The organism is Sorangiineae bacterium MSr11954, assembly GCA_037157815.1.
GTDB classification, from domain to species: Bacteria; Myxococcota_A; Polyangia; order Polyangiales; family Polyangiaceae; genus Pendulispora; species Pendulispora albinea.
Genome location: CP089984.1, coordinates 2,814,984 through 2,829,698 on the forward strand (window position 1 = coordinate 2,814,984; position 14,715 = coordinate 2,829,698).

Here is a 14,715-nt window from a genome sequence, read left to right on the forward strand (position 1 = left end):
CCGCGCGTCGGGGTCTACCGCTTCTCCACGCGCCCGTCCACGTGGCGGGCGAAGCGGCCTTGGTCGCGCGGGTGCACGGGATCGTCGGCGGGCCACGGCCATCCGCCGAACCGGGTGCGCTGGTAGTCGGCGAAGGCGCGCTCGATCTCGGCGCGGGTGTTCATGACGAAGGGGCCATACTGCACGACCGGCTCGGCGATGGGCCGGCCTTGCAGCAGGAGGAGATCGCATCCTGTTGCCCCGGCAACGATCGGCACCTCGGCGCCGGGATCGAGGCGGATGCTGGCGTGCGAGGCCAAGGTCTCGCCGCCGATGCGCAGATCGTTTCCTTGGAAGAAATAGAGCTGCCGCGCGACCGCGGGGTGATGGGCGCGCGGCAGGGTCCACGCGGCGTGCGGCTCCAGGCGGATGCTCCAGATGGCCACGTCCGTATCGGCGCGCGAGGCCCAGGAGCGGGGCGGGGGTGCGGGGGCGCGGCGCTGGTCGAGGCTCCCGGCGACGACCGTGATCTCGGCCTTGCGACCGTCGCCGTCCACCGCGGTGACGCGGGGGATATCGTGGCTCCAGAGCATGAAGTGCGGCGAGGTGAGCTTGTCCTCGCTGGGGAGATTGAGCCAGATTTGAAAGAGCTCGAGGGTGTTCGGCTGCTCGCGATCGAGGAGCGGGAACATCTCCGAGTGCACGATGCCGCCGCCGGCGGTGAGCCACTGCACGTCGCCCGCGCCAAATCGCGCGGCGGCGCCCAGCGAGTCCGCGTGATCGATGTAGCCTTGCCGGACGATGGTGACCGTCTCGAACCCGCGGTGCGGATGCTGCGGGAAGCCGGGCACGACCTTGCCATGGTACATGCGCCATCCGTCCTTGAGGGTGAAGTCCTCGCCCAAGTTTCGCCCGGCCAGCGAGGCGGCCGGCCCCAGGCGTTCGTTGCCCGCGGGGTAGGTGTCGCGATGATGGACGCAGAACAAGAAGGGGTTGGGCGTCTCCCAAGGAAATCCGAGCGGCCGAACATCCAGTATCGGGCTTTGCATGCGCACGAATCTAGCCACCCCGCGCGGGGCGTCTAGCCGCCCAGCGCGAAGCGTACGAGGGGGGTGTAGCGTTCTCGGGTTTGGGCGCCTTGCGGGGGCGTGCGGCTCTCGTAGAGGGTCATCGAGGTAAAGGGGACGCGCCCCAGGTCGATGGGCGGCATGGCGGCGGCCGCGAAGCGTACATCGCACGGAGGGCGCGCCCGCGCCATGGTCACATGGGGCCGATAGCGCCGGCCCTCGCGGGGAAAGCCAAGCCCGAAGGCGGCGTCTTCCACCGCTGCCGCGAGCTGGGCGCAGGGGCCCTCGTCGTCGAGCTCGAAGACGAGCACATTGGCGCGATCCAAGCGCGGGAAGGCCTCGAAGATCGCGCGGCGAAAGCAGGGCGCGGTGGCCGCCGCGGCGATGGGCCCCAGGGCGGCCTCGATGCCGGCGATGCGCTCGCGCGGGGTGTCGCCCAGGAACTTGAGGGTCACGTGCAGATCGTTGGGCACGACCCATCGAAGGCGGGGCAGCCCGGGGAGGGCGCGTACGGCGGCCATGCGCTCCGTCAAGAGCTCGCGGGTTCGCGGGTCGGGATCGAGCGCGATGAAGGCGCGCGCCGCGTCCTCGGAGCGTGCTTCCTGGCTCATTTTCGCCTCCGCGGCGGGGCGGGGTTTCGCGGGCTCCACGCGCGCCTCAAGCGCGCTACCATCGGCGGATGGACCCCGAGGACGCCGTCCGCTTCTTTCGCGCCCGATTTCGCGCGGAGGGCGATGCCGATCGTGCGCGGCAAGAGAAAGCCTATCTCAAGAGCACCCTTCGCTTTCACGGCGTGAGCATACCCAAAGTTCGCCGGGCCGCCGCCGACTTTGCGCGGGCGCACACGGAGCTCGATCGAAGCGACCTTCGCGCCATCGTGGACGCGCTCCTCGGGACCGACTACCACGATCTGCGCTCGGCCGGCATCGCGCTGCTCGAGCGCCTGCGCGATCGCCTCGACGCGCGCGACGCCGCGTGGCTCCTCGCGTGCGTGCGGCAGTGCCCGGGGTGGGCGCACGTCGACTGGATCGCGACCAAGGTGCTCGGCCCCACCGTGCAAGAGCACCGCTCGATGCCCGGGCTCTTGCGCGCTTGGGCCCGCGATCCCGACTTTTGGGTGCGCCGCACCGCGCTCCTGGCGCAGCACGACGCGCTCCGCGCAGGGGAGGGGGACTTCGCGCTGTTCGAGGAGCTCGCGGTCCCCATGCTGGGCGAGAAGGAGTTCTTCATCCGCAAGGCCATCGGCTGGGTGCTGCGCGAGACTTCCAAGAAGCGCCCCGAGCTGGTGCACGCGTTCGTCGCGCGCCACGGCGAGCGCATGGCCGGCCTCACGCGGCGCGAGGCGACCAAATACCTATCGAGTTGAATCGCGTTGAATCGGATGAGCGATGGATCGCGGGATAGAAAGGAACGAGCCGATGACGACCAAATACCTTCTGAACGAAGATCAGCTGCCGCGCTATTGGTACAACATCCTCGGCGAGCTCTCCACGCCGCCCGCGCCCGTGCTGCACCCGGGCACGCGGCAACCGGTGACCCCCGACGATCTCGCGCCGCTCTTCCCCATGGCGCTCATCGAGCAGGAGATGAGCGCGCAGCCGGAGATCGCCATCCCGGACGAAATTCGGCAATCCTTGGTGCAATGGCGGCCCACGCCGCTCTTTCGCGCGCACCGCCTGGAGCGCGCGCTCGGTACGCGCGCGCATATTTATTATAAATACGAGGGCGTCTCGCCGGCGGGGAGCCATAAACCGAATACGGCGGTCGCGCAGGCTTATTACAATGCGCGGGCGGGGGTGCGCCGGCTGGCCACGGAGACGGGGGCCGGTCAGTGGGGCAGCTCGCTCGCGTACGCGGGGCGGCTCTTCGGGCTCGAGGTCACCGTGTACATGGTGAAGGTGAGCTACGAGCAAAAGCCCTATCGGCGCTCGATGATGCACGCGTGGGGCGCGGAGGTGTTCCCGTCGCCCACGGACCGCACGAACGCCGGGCGGGGCATGCTCGCCAGCGATCCCACGAGCCCGGGCTCGCTCGGCATGGCCATCTCGGAGGCGGTGGAGGACGCGGCCACCCACGCCGATACGAACTATGCGCTCGGCTCGGTGCTCAACCACGTGTGCCTGCACCAAACGATCATCGGCCTGGAGGCGCAGGAGCAAATGAAGCTCGCCGGTGAATACCCGGACGTGGTCATCGGCTGTCACGGCGGCGGGAGCAATTTCGCCGGCATCGCGCTCCCCTTTGCGCGCGACAAGCTGCACGGCAAGGAGGTGCGCCTGCTGGCCGCCGAGCCCACCAGCTGCCCCACCCTCACCAAGGGGACGTACGCCTTCGACTTCGGCGACGCCGTGGGCATGACCCCCATCGTCAAGATGCACACCCTCGGCCACGACTTCATGCCGCCCGGCATTCACGCGGGCGGCCTTCGCTACCACGGGGCTGCGCCGCTGGTCTCGAAGCTCGTGCACGAGGGGTTGGTCTCCGCGGTGGCCTACCCGCAGCTCGCCTGCTTCGAGGCGGCCATCACCTTCGCGCGCGCCGAGGGCATCCTCCCCGCCCCCGAGAGCGCCCACGCCATTCGAGCGGCCATCGAGGAGGCCGAGGCCGCGGATCGCGAGGGCGCGGCGCGGGTCATCCTCTTCAACCTGTCCGGCCACGGGCACTTCGATCTCGGCGCCTACGACGCCTACTTCGCCGGCAAGCTGGAGGACTTTGCCTACCCCGAGGAGGCCGTCGCCCGATCCATGGCGAAGCTACCGCAGGTCTGACGGGGGCGCGCGCTCAACGATCCGGCTTGTTGCGCAAGAAGTCGGCGACCTCGGCGAAGCGGCGTCCGAGGTAGTCGCGCACGTCGGGGTGGACGGTGGGGTGATCGAGCGCCGCCTTCATGCAGCGCAGCCACGCATCGCGCAAGGTGCTCTCGATGGGCACGTGGCCGTGGCGCATGCGCAGCCGCGGGTGCCCGTGGACGCTCGAATAGATCTGCGGGCCCCCGAGCCACTCCACCAGGAAGGCGCCGAAACGGTCGCGAACCTCGCGCGCGACCCGTCCCTGCGCGTCGGTGCGGTGCACGGCCACGAGCTCCGGCTCGTTCGCGTCCATGTGATCGTAGAAGCGGGTCGCGAGCGCGAGGGCTCCGTCGTGGCCAAGGTTGTCGAAGGGGGTATTGCTCGGTCCGATGGGCGATGCCACGCGATGACTGTAGTCGAATTCCGGGCGAACGCAGGAGGTCGGATCCGGTTTCCGGGCGCCGCGCGGGGAGCTCCGCTAGCGGGCGGAGCAGAGCGGGCACGGCTGGCGCCGCTCGTCGATGGTCGGACAATCCATGCATGCTGCACGGAACGCGTGGAACCCCGGATCCTCCGGCGCCACGTGGGTGCGGGCTTTGCTCGCGCGCTTGCCCTCGTACACGACGGTGGCCGGGACGAACGCGGTGGCGGTGAGGCGCTCGCTTCCGCAGCTCGCGCACGCGGCCGGGAGCGGAAAGGCGTTCTCCTCGGCCAGCGCCCGCTCGACCCCACCTTCGGCCTGGCAGCGAGGGCACGCCTGGGCGGAGAAGAGCTCCTTTTTGCAGCTCGCGCACGCGATGAGGTAGGTCCCGCGCACGAGATCCTCCCCCTTGTAGACCCACGAGGGAGCCCCGTACACCTCACCCCCGAGCAGGGGGAGCTTCTGCGCCACCAGCGCTTCGATGGTGACCTTCTTCGTCGGGCAATCGGGGCACCCCGTTTCGACGAGCGCGGAGAAAGCTTCTTCCGAGAGCGGCATGGTGGCGACCATGCCACAAGTTGGCCCGCGCGGCCCTCAGGGATCGCTCGGCGGGCCCGCCTCGGGATCGTCGCCGGGGGTCTCCAGGTCGCCTTGCGCCGCGCGATCGCCTTGCGCGGTACGAGCGCCTTGCGCCGCGCGATCGCGGTCGTCGGGCGCCTCCAGGCTGATTCGTCCCAGGGTGCCGTTTCGGAACTCGTGGACCAGCACGTCGCCCGCCTTGTGCAAGTCGATGACCCCGCCGCTCCGGACGCAGCCGCGCTTTCGTCCAATGGCACGAAGCGTCTCCAGCGGCGAGCCCGGGAGCTCCTCGAGCTTGAAGCGCGCGCGGAGCAGCGGAGCGTAGCGCGCCATGAAAAACTCCGCCGCGAAGAGCCCCACGTGCTCGTAGTCCATGACGGTGTCGGGCACGGCGCCGCCGAGGGCGAGCCGCATGGTCGCGTCGCTGTCGATGTCGCTGCGAGGCCAGAGGATGCCGGGGTTGTCCGAGAGGGTCATGCCGCTCTTGAGGGTGACCAGCTGCTGGCTCTTGGTGACCGCCGGCTCGTCGCCCACCTTGGTGACCTTTCGCTCCATGAGCGTGTTGATCAAGGTCGACTTGCCGACATTGGGGATGCCCACCACCATGGCCCGCACGCTCTTGCCCGGCCCGGTCCGGTGGGGAACGAGCCGCTTGCACAGCTCGGGGATCTTGGCCCGTATTTCACCGGGGCGCGCGGTGGTGAGCGCGATGGCGGCCACCTTTCCGTCCCCGCCCGCGCTCGCCGCCTGCTCGAGATAACGGATCCACGCCTTGGTGACCTCGGGATCGGCGAGATCGCTCTTGCTCAGGATCTTGATGCACGCCTTGTGCGCGCAGAGCTCGCCCAAGACGGGATTGGCGCTGGCGCGGGGCATGCGCGCGTCCAGCACCTCGAGCACCACGTCTTTGGTGGGCAGCGCCTCGGCGATGGCCTTGCGGGCCTTGTTCATGTGGCCCGGGTACCACTGGATGGTCATCGCCCTCCGGTATAGCACTACCTCCTCGGGCACCTAAAGCTTACCGACTCTTCCGTCCTCGGTTGGCATGCGGGAAGACTCGCCGGCGTGCGGAGGGCGCGAGCTTGACACGTCCGCGCGCGACGGCAGTATGTGCCCGTTCGCGAGCAGGCGACCCACGAAGCGAGGAGACGAACCATGATCCGTAAGAGCACTGCCGTGTGGAAGGGGAACGGACTTCAAGGTGAGGGGGCACTCACGACGCAGAGCGGGGTCTTTACCAATCAGCCCTATTCGTTCAAAACACGATTTCAAAGCGAGGATGGTAAAGCGGGCACCAATCCCGAAGAGCTCCTCGGCGCGGCGCACGCGGGGTGTTTCGCCATGGCGCTGTCCTTCGCGTTGACCGACGCCGGCCACGCTCCCCAAGAGCTGCGCGTGGTCGCCTCCGTCGATCTCACCAAGGTCGAAAACGGATTTGCCATCCGAACCATCGCCCTCGAGCTGGAGGCCCGGGTCCCCGGCCTCGATCCCGTAAAGTTCCAAACCCTCGCCGAGGGCGCAAAGCAAAATTGCCCCGTCTCGAAGGCCCTCGCCGCCACCCCCATCACCCTCAACGCAAAGCTGCTTTAGTCCCGTCTAGCCCAAACGCCGTCCGCTATACCCGTACCCGTACCCGCTCCCGTTCCCGTTGTCTCCAGAGAGAAGATCGGGAAAGGGAACGTGTACGGGCGCGCGCGCGCGCGCGAAAACGATTACTTCGCGGTCTTCTTCGCCCCCGAGTCGGCAAAGCCTCGCTTGCGCATGAGCGGCCCGATCCCGGCATCTTTGCCGCGGAACGCGCGGTACGCCTCCGCCGGATCGATGGTATCGCCGGTGGCGAACACGTTCTTGCGCAGCCGCTCGGCGACCGCCGCATCGTACGGCCCCTTGGCCTCCGTGAACGCCTCGTAGGCGTCCGCCGTGAGCGTATCCGACCAGAGGTAGCTGTAGTACCCGGCCGAGTAGTCGTCGCTGGCGAAGATGTGGCTGAACTGCGGTGTGCGGTGCCGCATCACGATTTCATCCGGCATCCCCAGGGACTTCAAGGTATCGCGCTCGAACGCGTCCGGGTCGATGTCCTTGCTCCCAGCCAGGTGCAGCTTCATATCGATGAGCGCACTGGAGAGGTATTCGACGGCGGCAAATCCCGTATTGAAGGTGGACGCCTTCTGGATCTTCGCCAAGAGCTCCTGCGGGATCGGCTGCCCCGTTTTGTAGTGCAGCGCAAATCGATTGAGCACCTCGGGCGTCTCCACCCAGTGCTCGAGCAGCTGCGACGGAAACTCGACATAGTCGCGCGCCACGTTGGTGCCGGAGACGGTCGGATACGTCACGTCGGAGCTCAGTCCGTGCAGGGCGTGCCCGAACTCGTGGAAGAGCGTCTTGGCGTCGTCCCAGCTGATGAGCACCGGCTCACCCTCTTTGGGCTTCACGAAGTTGGAGTTGTTGCTCACGATGGTCGTGATCTCGCCCTTGAAGCGCTCCTGCCGGCGGTAGTCGTTCATCCATGCGCCCGAGCGCTTGCCCGGCCGCGCATAGGGATCGAAGTACCAAAGGCCGACGTGCTTGCCCGTTTGCTTGTTCTTCACCTCCCAGACGCGCACGTCGGGGTGGAACACCTCCACCCCGCTGACGGGGGTGAAGCTGAAGTTCAAGAGCTCGCCCGCCACCCAGAACATGCCCTCGCGCAGCTTCTCGAGCTGGAGGTACGGCTTCACCTCGTTGGCGTCGAGATCGTACTTCGCTTTCCGGACCTTCTCCGCGTAATAGCGATAATCCCAGGGCGCGATCTTCTGCTTCGCCGGCTTCTTGTCCTTCTTGTTCTCTTTGTTGGCGACCGCCAACATGTCGGCCACCTCCTCGCGCACGCGCGCCACCGCCGGCTTCCAGACCGCCTCCATCAGCGCCGTCGCGCGCTCGGGCGTCTTGGCCATCGTGTCGTCGAGGCGCCAGTGCGCGTGGGTCGGGTACCCCAAGAGCTTGGCCCGCTCCGCGCGGAGCTTGAGGATCTCGGCGATGATCTTGTTGTTGTCGTGCGCGCCGCCGCCATCGCCGCGATTGACGAAGGTCTTCCACACCTTCTCGCGCAAATCGTCGCGCGTCGAGTACGTGAGGAACGGCTCCACCGACGAGCGCGTGTTGGTGACGGCCCACTTCCCCTTGGCGCCCCGCGCGGCCGCTGCCGCCGCCGCGCCCGAGCGGACCGAGTCCGGGAGCCCCGCGAGATCGGACTCCTTGTCGAGGATGAGCGCCTCGTTCTCCTCGTCGGCCAGCACGTTCTGGCTGAAGGTGGTGAACAAGGTGGCGAGCCGCTGGTTGATCTCCGACGCCCGCGCCTTGGCCGTGGCATCGAGCTTGGCCCCCGCGCGCACGAGCGTGGTGTAGTGGCGCCACACGAGCCGCTGCTGCTCCGGGGTCAGCTTCGCCTTCTCGGGCGAGTTGTAGACGGCCTCGATGCGCTTGAAGAGCTTCTCGTTCTGGTTGATCTCATCCGAGAACGCCGCGAGCTTCGAGGCCATTTCGCGCTCGATCGCCTGGAACTCGGGGCTGTTCATGTTCGACGACCAAATGTCGTAGATCACCGTCACGTCGTGGAAGGTCCGCCCCGCGTCCTCCAGCGCCGCGATCGTGTTCGCGAACGTCGGCGCCGCCGGGTTGTCCACGATGGCCGCGATCTCGCGGCGCTCCAGATCCATGGCCCCTTCGAGGGCCGGCTTGAACTGCTCGACCTTCACCTTGGCGAACGGGGGCACACCCCCGTATGGGCCGGCCCACTTCGCGAGCAACGGGTTGTTCCCATTGGGCGCCGGCGGCGGCGCGGAGGGCGACGAGCCGCCGGGTGCGGCCGCGGAGGCGCTGTGGGCTGGACCCTTCGCATCTTGCGCGGCCGGTGCGCACGACGCGGAGACGAGAGCTACGGCACCTGCACCGAGGAAAAAGGCATTTCGCATCGACGAACTACTCCTGGACGATAAAAACGAGGAAACCGCGCAAAACGCGGGCAGCGTGCATGATGGATAGGCGTGAACGCGCCCGAACGCCAGGGGTCGCCAGGCGGACGAAAGAGGAATTTTCGCCCGCGATGCGCCCGCGACGGCCCGCGCGGGGCCCGAGGCGCGTATTGACGGACTCGGCGGAGGTTGCACGGGAGCGCGCGCGGGTACGCGTCCGGCCTCCCCGTGGCTCATCGCCGTCCGCGCCGGCGCCTTTTGCAGCGCGCCGACGGCGCCGTCCGCGTTCACCGTCGCGGTGCGAGCAATCGCGCGATGGTCTCCACGTGGGGATCGTCGATCGCGAGCTCACGCAGCGCGACATCGAGCGCGCGCGCATAGTCCGCGTTGGGGCCGCTCGGCCCGTGGCTCCGGTCGATCCAGGCGGCGATGGACGGCTCGTCGAGCGGACCTAAAAAATGCGGATTGGTCATGGGGGCGACATAGGTGAGCCCCTGGGCAAAGGGCGCGGTGCCATCGGGCGAGTCCCACAAATGCAGGTGATGGCGCTCGAAGCCCGCTTGCTCGCGCGAATCGAGCGCCGCGAGCACGGTATCGGCGTGGGCGGGATCGATGCGGTAGGCGGAGCCTCCGCACCAAGCTTTTTCGTCGGCGATCAAGGTGACGACGCGGCCGGGCACCTCCGGGGTGCCGCGATGATCGGGCGAGCCTTGCCAAAAGCGCCGCATCCAGCCCGAAACGAAGGCGCGGCGCTTCTCGAGGTAGTCGAACGAGGGACGAAAGATGAGCGAGCCATAGGCGAAAATCCACACGATGCCGCCAACTTACTCCAACGGGGCCGTTCGGCCAGCCGCCGCGCGCGGGTCCACGGCGCCACGTCCTGGTAGCTCGCACCGATCGCGAGCCCATCGACGGGGCGGGGCACCGTGCTCGCCCTTCGCGCCGTCGCTATTCGAGGATATCGACCACCGACTTGGCATTTGCCACGCGCAGGACCCAACGCTCGAGCACCTTCGGATCCGTTTCGCCCTCGATGCGCGCCCGCGCAAGGTCGTCGACGGCGAGGCCGCGGCCTCCGATCAACGAAAACAGCACCGTGCGCCAGGTTTCGATGGCCCCCGCGCGACGCCCCTCGCGACGCCCTTCGATGGTCCCCGCGCGGTGCTCATCGCGAAGGGCGGCCTCGATGACCTCGTTCTTCTTCACGAGCAGCGCCCGCGCCACGGTCTCATCGGCCATGGCCGCGTCGATCAGGGCGCGCGCTTTGATGGGAACGACCAGGCACGCGTCCTCGATGACGGCATCGGCGGGCATCGGCTGCCAGCCGTCCGTGTGGCGCGACCACTCCAGCACGCGCGGCTGCGCGACCCGCGTCGACTTGACGAGGATGCAGAACACGCGGCGCACCCCCCGGCGAACCAGCTCGCGCGCCTTCTTGCTCGGTACGCTGAGCGCTTGCTCGTTGGTGACCTCGAAGGCCAGCTCCTCGAGCCGGCGGTGACCGCTGGCGTCGGGAGCGCTCGGATAAATGCTCGCGTCCGGCGCAAAGTCGCTGGCGTCGTCCGTGCGTGTCAGGAGGTCGACGGCCGCCGTGTAGCCGGGGCCGACGGATGCGCGAAGCACCATGGCGATGTCGGCGTGGCGCGTCGCGTGGGATGCTTCGGCGGGCGCGGCGAACAACTCGATTCCGTGCAAATACTCCAGGCGCGTCTCCGGCGGGGCGAGCCGCTCGTCGATGCGGGGGGCGCGGACGGGCTCGTCCCGTGCACCCGGCGCCTGCAGCAATTCGTACTTCTTCGAATCCATGCACCCCAATCTAGCACAGACCGCCGCCCCCGCCCCGCCCCGAGCGCCCTTCAGCTTTCACGCCTCGGGCAGCGGAATGAACTCCCGATCGTCGCCCGGAATGAGCGGAAAGCGGCGCTCGCGCCAATCGGCCTTGGCTCGCTCGATGCGCTCCTTCGAGCTCGATACGAAGTTCCAGAAGATGTGACGCGGACCATCGATGGGCGCCCCGCCCACGATCATCACGTCGCCCGCCGTCTTGGCTCGAACGGTGGCGTGCGCGCGCGGGTGCAGCACCAGCATGGTCCCCTCGTGGAGATCGCGCCCGTCGCACTGGAACGAGCCGGTGACGGCGTAGATGGCGCGCTGCTCGTGCTCCTCGTCGATCGCGAGCTCCGCCCCCGCCTCGAAGCGCGCGTGGACGTAGATGGTGGGCGACAGCACGCGCGTGGGCGCCGTTTGGCCGTACGCCGTTCCGGCGATCACGTGGAGCGTGACGCCGGGGCGCTGCAAGATGGGCAAGGTGCGCGCAGGGTGATGCTCGAACGTCGGCGCGCTCTCTTCGTGCTCGGTGGGCAGCGCGATCCAGCTCTGGATGCCGTGCAGCTTGGAGCCGCTGGCCCGGATGGCCTCGGACATGCGCTCCGAGTGCGCGATGCCGCTCCCCGCCACCATCCAGTTCACGTCGCCGGGGCGGATCGCCTGCTCCGAGCCGAGGCTGTCGCGGTGGAGGATCTCCCCCTCGAACAGATAGGTCACCGTGGCCAGCCCGATGTGCGGGTGCGGCCGCACCGTGATGCCGTCGCCGGGCGCGAACTGCACCGGGCCCATGTGATCGAAGAAGATGAACGGCCCGACCAAGCGCCGCTGCATCGCGGGGAGCACGCGCCGGACGGAGAAGCCGCCCAGATCGCGCGCCCGCGCCTCGATGGCGAGGTCGACGGAGGGGGTTTGCACCTGGGTGCACTCGGGCTCGTGATCCGGCAATTGGCTCATCGCGTGGAGTGTACGTGGCCGAACCATCGTGTAAATCGGCAATCGTTTGACGTCGATCATCTGCCGATGAGATGGTCACCGCATGTTCGATCCCTTTACGCTCGACCAGCTTCGCGCGTTCGTCTCCGTCGTCGAGGAAGGGAGCTTCTCCGCCGCCGCGCGCAAGCTCCGGCGCGTGCAGTCGGCCATCAGCACCTCGATGGCCAACCTCGAGAGCCAGCTCGGCCTGCCCATTTGGGATCGATCCACCAAGATCGCGCGGCTCACGGACGAGGGGCAGGCGGTGCTCGCGGGCGCGCGGCGCGTGCTCATCGAGGTCGACGCGCTCAAGCGGCGCACGGCGGGTATGGCCATGGGCCTCGAGGCCTCCGTCTCGCTCTGCGTGGATGCGCTCTTTCCGGTCGGCGCGCTCACCGATGTGTGCGCGCGGTTCGCCGAGGAGTTCTCCGCCGTCGATCTCCGCGTCGACACGCAGCTCCTCTCGGCCGTGTCGAACCGCGTGCTGCAAGGGGCTGCCACCCTCGGCGTGGTGGCGCCGCCCGGGCTCGCGCCGGGGCTCGAGTGCAAGGCCATCGCGGAGGTGCGCATGCTCCCGGTGACCGGACCCGGCCACCCGCTCGCGCGCTTGCGCGCCCCCATTCCCATGATCCGCATGGCGGACGCCGTTCAAATCGTGCTCTCGGAGCGGCCCGCGCCCTCCGACGCGCCGAGCGATCCGCGCGCCGGGACGGGGGTCGAGGATCAAGGCGTGCTCTCGCCGCGCACCTGGCGCGTGGCCGATCTGCATACGAAGCACGCGATGCTGCGCGCGAACCTGGGGTGGGGGAACCTCCCCGAGCACCTCGTGAAGGAGGATCTGCGCGAGGGGAGGCTGGTCAACATCCGCCCCGAGGTCTGGCCCACCGGTGAGCTCATGCTGCGCCTGTTTGCCATTTACCGCAGCGACACCACCTTTGGCCCCGCCCACCGCTGGCTGCTCGAGCAGCTGGAGCGCTCCTGCGCGGGCAGCACGGCGCGACCGAAGCGCCCACGACGGTCCAGCCGGTCATCTCATCGCTAGATGATCGTTATCGATTTTTCATCGATTCCACGAATGGGTGGTGGGTCCTACAGTTTCGGTTCAGGAGGCTCACACATGGCAACGCAGAGCATCGACGTCGCGCATTCCGAGATTGGGTTCGTCGTACGCCACATGGTTTTCTCGAAGGTTCGAGGACAATTCAAGAAGTGGAGCGCCACCCTCGACTACGACGCGGCGGATCCGACCAAGTCGCGGGTCGGCGTCGAGATCGAGACCGCCAGCATCGATACACGCGAAGAAGATCGCGACAAGCATCTGCGCTCGGCCGACTTCCTCGACACCGAGAAGTTCCCCAAGATGATCTTCGCCAGCAAGCGCATCGAGCGCGCCGGCAAAGACCGATACAAGCTCGTGGGCGATCTGACGATCCACGGCGCCACCAACGAGGTGACCCTCGACGTGGAGGCCACCGGCGGCGGCGCCGATCCCTGGGGCAATCAGCGCGCGGGCTTCAGCGCGAAGACCACCATCCTGCGCAGCCAGTGGGGCCTGAAATGGAATCAGGCGCTGGAGGCGGGCGGCGTTTTGGTGAGCGACAAAGTCGACGTCGAGGTGGAGGTCGAGGTCGTGCTCGGCAAGGCCTGAGCGCCCGGCCGGATCACTCGTGGGCGAGCTCCAAGCGCCCTTCGCGGAGCGCTCGCACGACGGCGAGCGCTTCGTCGCGGGTGTTGTAAAGATTGGTCGGGACGTGCAGCTTCATGCCGCGAAGCCGTGAGCCGGTGCGGGTGAGCGGATCGCCGCCGAAGCGGACGATGGTGATGGCACACTCGTCGATCACGCGTTTGACCTGCTTCGCGTTGAAGTCGTTCTCGGTCAAGTTGGTCGAGTAATGCGTGTAGTCGACGACGTAATAAACGCGCCTGCGACACTTCGCGCGCCAGAACTCGATCACCTGATCGAACATTTGCGAGATCTCTTGCCGCGTCTCGAGGTGGAATCCCTCGGGGTAGCTGACGAAGATGATCTCGTCTACGGCGCTGTAGCGTTGAAAGAAAGCCCTGCTCGTCACGGCCTCCAAGGCTCGCTCGGAGCACGGGGCACGTCAACGGCCGCCGTCGACAAACGCTGTGGTCGAGTTCCGTTTCGGCGGATGGCTCACCGTGCCAAATATGGGACAATGGATGCCATTCTTCGCTATGGTGCCGATTCCGGCGTGATCGTACGAGATCCCTCGCAGCGCGCGGCCCTTTTGGCCGCCGCTCGACGAGGAATGGCACATGAATCTCGAAGGTCACAACGTCGTGGTCGTGGGGGGTAGCTCGGGCATTGGATGGGCCGTCGCGAAGGCGGTGCTCGCAAAGGGGGCCGAGGTCGTCCTTGCTGCGCGCAATCACGACAAATTGGAGAAGGCGCGCGCCGAGCTCGGGGCGGGCGCGCGCGTGCGCAGTGTCGTGGCAGACATCGGGCGCGAGGCGGATGTGGCGCGCCTGCTCGAGGAGGCGCGCCAGGGCAGCGCGGCCCAAACCGTTCATCATGTGGTGGTGACGGCAGCCGATCCCGCCTATCAACCCCTACCTACCTTCGACATCGAGGGCGCGCGCCGCGTGATCGACTCGAAGCTCTTGGGGCCCTTTCTGGTGGCCAAACACGCCGCGGGTGTCCTCGATCCCCAGGGCTCCATGACATTCACCTCGGGGATCGCCTTCGAGCGGCCCGCGCCCCAGGGATCCATGGTCGCCGCGGCCAATGGCGGCATTGTATCCTTGGTGCGGGCCTTGGCCATCGAGCTCGCGCCCATTCGCGTCAACACCCTCTCACCCGGGTGGGTCGATACGCCCATTTGGGATCGATTGGCGGGCGATTCGAAGCCCGCGCGGTTCGCACAAATGGCCGAGCGCCTACCCGCCCGGCGCATCGGCCGTCCCGAAGAGCTCGCGCACGCCGCGATCTTCCTCATGGAGAACACCTTCACCACCGGCACCGTGCTCCACGTCGACGGCGGACACCGCATGGCCTAGCGCTCCCGGCGCGGCCGCTCATCCGCGCTTCGCCGTCATCCCGGTCTCTTTTGTTTCTTTTGTCCCGAATGCGCGCGCCGAACGAAGCGTTCTCGTTTGGAACTTCGGGC

General features: G+C 67.8%; 16 protein-coding genes. 6 read left to right on the forward strand and 10 right to left on the reverse strand.

Annotation, left to right across the window (positions count from 1 at the left end):
- Positions 1-14: 14 nt before the first annotated feature.
- Both LZC94_10880 and thpR read right to left on the reverse strand, forming a co-directional pair.
- Positions 15-1,028 carry a pirin family protein gene (locus LZC94_10880; GenBank protein ID WXB17755.1) on the reverse strand — a complete coding sequence of 338 codons (1,014 nt, stop codon included), beginning with the start codon at positions 1,026-1,028 and terminating at the stop codon, positions 15-17.
- Between the two features lie 32 nt (positions 1,029-1,060).
- Complete coding sequence (thpR, locus tag LZC94_10885) at positions 1,061-1,657, reverse strand: RNA 2',3'-cyclic phosphodiesterase (protein ID WXB17756.1); 597 nt, start codon at positions 1,655-1,657, stop codon at positions 1,061-1,063.
- A 68-nt stretch (positions 1,658-1,725) separates the two neighbouring features.
- Between thpR and LZC94_10890 the strand changes: the two genes are divergently transcribed.
- Both LZC94_10890 and LZC94_10895 read left to right on the forward strand, forming a co-directional pair.
- On the forward strand, positions 1,726-2,412 hold the full coding sequence (locus LZC94_10890) for a DNA alkylation repair protein (protein WXB17757.1): 687 nt from the start codon (positions 1,726-1,728) through the stop codon (positions 2,410-2,412).
- Positions 2,413-2,464: 52 nt separating this feature from the next.
- On the forward strand, positions 2,465-3,814 hold the full coding sequence (locus tag LZC94_10895; GenBank protein WXB17758.1) for a TrpB-like pyridoxal phosphate-dependent enzyme: 1,350 nt from the start codon (positions 2,465-2,467) through the stop codon (positions 3,812-3,814).
- A 13-nt stretch (positions 3,815-3,827) separates the two neighbouring features.
- Here the strand turns inward: LZC94_10895 and LZC94_10900 are convergent, their stop codons facing one another.
- The 3 genes from LZC94_10900 to ylqF all read right to left on the reverse strand — a co-directional run bounded on the left by LZC94_10900 (position 3,828) and on the right by ylqF (position 5,813).
- On the reverse strand, positions 3,828-4,238 hold the full coding sequence (locus tag LZC94_10900) for a cyanoglobin (protein ID WXB17759.1): 411 nt from the start codon (positions 4,236-4,238) through the stop codon (positions 3,828-3,830).
- 75 nt (positions 4,239-4,313) lie between these two features.
- Entirely contained in the window at positions 4,314-4,814 is a 501-nt protein-coding gene (locus LZC94_10905; GenBank protein WXB17760.1) for a hypothetical protein, read from the reverse strand.
- Between the two features lie 36 nt (positions 4,815-4,850).
- Positions 4,851-5,813, reverse strand: a complete 963-nt coding sequence (ylqF, locus tag LZC94_10910) for a ribosome biogenesis GTPase YlqF (protein ID WXB17761.1) — start codon at positions 5,811-5,813, stop codon at positions 4,851-4,853.
- 177 nt (positions 5,814-5,990) lie between these two features.
- Here ylqF and LZC94_10915 point away from each other — a divergent pair, with 177 nt between their 5' ends.
- Positions 5,991-6,425 (forward strand): OsmC family protein, encoded by a 435-nt coding sequence (locus LZC94_10915; GenBank protein ID WXB17762.1) that lies wholly within the window; start codon positions 5,991-5,993, stop codon positions 6,423-6,425.
- 122 nt (positions 6,426-6,547) lie between these two features.
- Here LZC94_10915 and LZC94_10920 read toward each other — a convergent pair whose 3' ends face one another.
- The 4 genes from LZC94_10920 to LZC94_10935 all read right to left on the reverse strand — a co-directional run bounded on the left by LZC94_10920 (position 6,548) and on the right by LZC94_10935 (position 11,566).
- A complete protein-coding gene (locus LZC94_10920) occupies positions 6,548-8,785 on the reverse strand; it encodes a M3 family metallopeptidase (protein WXB17763.1) in 2,238 nt (745 codons plus the stop codon).
- 287 nt (positions 8,786-9,072) lie between these two features.
- Entirely contained in the window at positions 9,073-9,597 is a 525-nt protein-coding gene (locus LZC94_10925; protein WXB17764.1) for a gamma-glutamylcyclotransferase, read from the reverse strand.
- A gap of 136 nt (positions 9,598-9,733) precedes the next feature.
- The gene (locus LZC94_10930) at positions 9,734-10,591 is read right to left on the reverse strand and encodes a Uma2 family endonuclease (GenBank protein WXB17765.1); all 858 of its coding nucleotides are present in this window, start codon (positions 10,589-10,591) and stop codon (positions 9,734-9,736) included.
- Positions 10,592-10,648: 57 nt separating this feature from the next.
- Positions 10,649-11,566 carry a pirin family protein gene (locus LZC94_10935; protein ID WXB17766.1) on the reverse strand — a complete coding sequence of 306 codons (918 nt, stop codon included), beginning with the start codon at positions 11,564-11,566 and terminating at the stop codon, positions 10,649-10,651.
- An 82-nt stretch (positions 11,567-11,648) separates the two neighbouring features.
- Between LZC94_10935 and LZC94_10940 the strand changes: the two genes are divergently transcribed.
- Positions 11,649-12,626 (forward strand): LysR family transcriptional regulator, encoded by a 978-nt coding sequence (locus LZC94_10940; GenBank protein ID WXB17767.1) that lies wholly within the window; start codon positions 11,649-11,651, stop codon positions 12,624-12,626.
- Between the two features lie 75 nt (positions 12,627-12,701).
- A complete protein-coding gene (locus tag LZC94_10945; GenBank protein ID WXB17768.1) occupies positions 12,702-13,232 on the forward strand; it encodes a YceI family protein in 531 nt (176 codons plus the stop codon).
- A 13-nt stretch (positions 13,233-13,245) separates the two neighbouring features.
- Here the strand turns inward: LZC94_10945 and LZC94_10950 are convergent, their stop codons facing one another.
- Positions 13,246-13,656 (reverse strand): hypothetical protein, encoded by a 411-nt coding sequence (locus LZC94_10950; GenBank protein ID WXB17769.1) that lies wholly within the window; start codon positions 13,654-13,656, stop codon positions 13,246-13,248.
- A gap of 208 nt (positions 13,657-13,864) precedes the next feature.
- On the opposite strand from LZC94_10950, the gene LZC94_10955 reads away from it, so the two are divergent.
- Positions 13,865-14,605 carry an SDR family oxidoreductase gene (locus LZC94_10955; GenBank protein ID WXB17770.1) on the forward strand — a complete coding sequence of 247 codons (741 nt, stop codon included), beginning with the start codon at positions 13,865-13,867 and terminating at the stop codon, positions 14,603-14,605.
- The last annotated feature ends 110 nt before the right edge of the window (positions 14,606-14,715 follow it).

Excerpts from the sequence above, each read along its gene's own strand:
- LZC94_10880 (WXB17755.1), bottom strand. The coding sequence starts at position 1,028 with ATGCAAAGCCCGATACTGGATGTTCGGCCGCTCGGATTTCCTTGGGAG.
- thpR (WXB17756.1), bottom strand. The coding sequence starts at position 1,657 with ATGAGCCAGGAAGCACGCTCCGAGGACGCGGCGCGCGCCTTCATCGCG.
- LZC94_10890 (WXB17757.1), top strand. The coding sequence starts at position 1,726 with ATGGACCCCGAGGACGCCGTCCGCTTCTTTCGCGCCCGATTTCGCGCG.
- LZC94_10895 (WXB17758.1), top strand. The coding sequence starts at position 2,465 with ATGACGACCAAATACCTTCTGAACGAAGATCAGCTGCCGCGCTATTGG.
- LZC94_10905 (WXB17760.1), bottom strand. The coding sequence starts at position 4,814 with ATGCCGCTCTCGGAAGAAGCTTTCTCCGCGCTCGTCGAAACGGGGTGC.
- ylqF (WXB17761.1), bottom strand. The coding sequence starts at position 5,813 with ATGACCATCCAGTGGTACCCGGGCCACATGAACAAGGCCCGCAAGGCC.
- LZC94_10915 (WXB17762.1), top strand. The coding sequence starts at position 5,991 with ATGATCCGTAAGAGCACTGCCGTGTGGAAGGGGAACGGACTTCAAGGT.
- LZC94_10920 (WXB17763.1), bottom strand. The coding sequence starts at position 8,785 with ATGCGAAATGCCTTTTTCCTCGGTGCAGGTGCCGTAGCTCTCGTCTCC.
- LZC94_10930 (WXB17765.1), bottom strand. The coding sequence starts at position 10,591 with ATGGATTCGAAGAAGTACGAATTGCTGCAGGCGCCGGGTGCACGGGAC.
- LZC94_10935 (WXB17766.1), bottom strand. The coding sequence starts at position 11,566 with ATGAGCCAATTGCCGGATCACGAGCCCGAGTGCACCCAGGTGCAAACC.
- LZC94_10940 (WXB17767.1), top strand. The coding sequence starts at position 11,649 with ATGTTCGATCCCTTTACGCTCGACCAGCTTCGCGCGTTCGTCTCCGTC.
- LZC94_10945 (WXB17768.1), top strand. The coding sequence starts at position 12,702 with ATGGCAACGCAGAGCATCGACGTCGCGCATTCCGAGATTGGGTTCGTC.
- LZC94_10955 (WXB17770.1), top strand. The coding sequence starts at position 13,865 with ATGAATCTCGAAGGTCACAACGTCGTGGTCGTGGGGGGTAGCTCGGGC.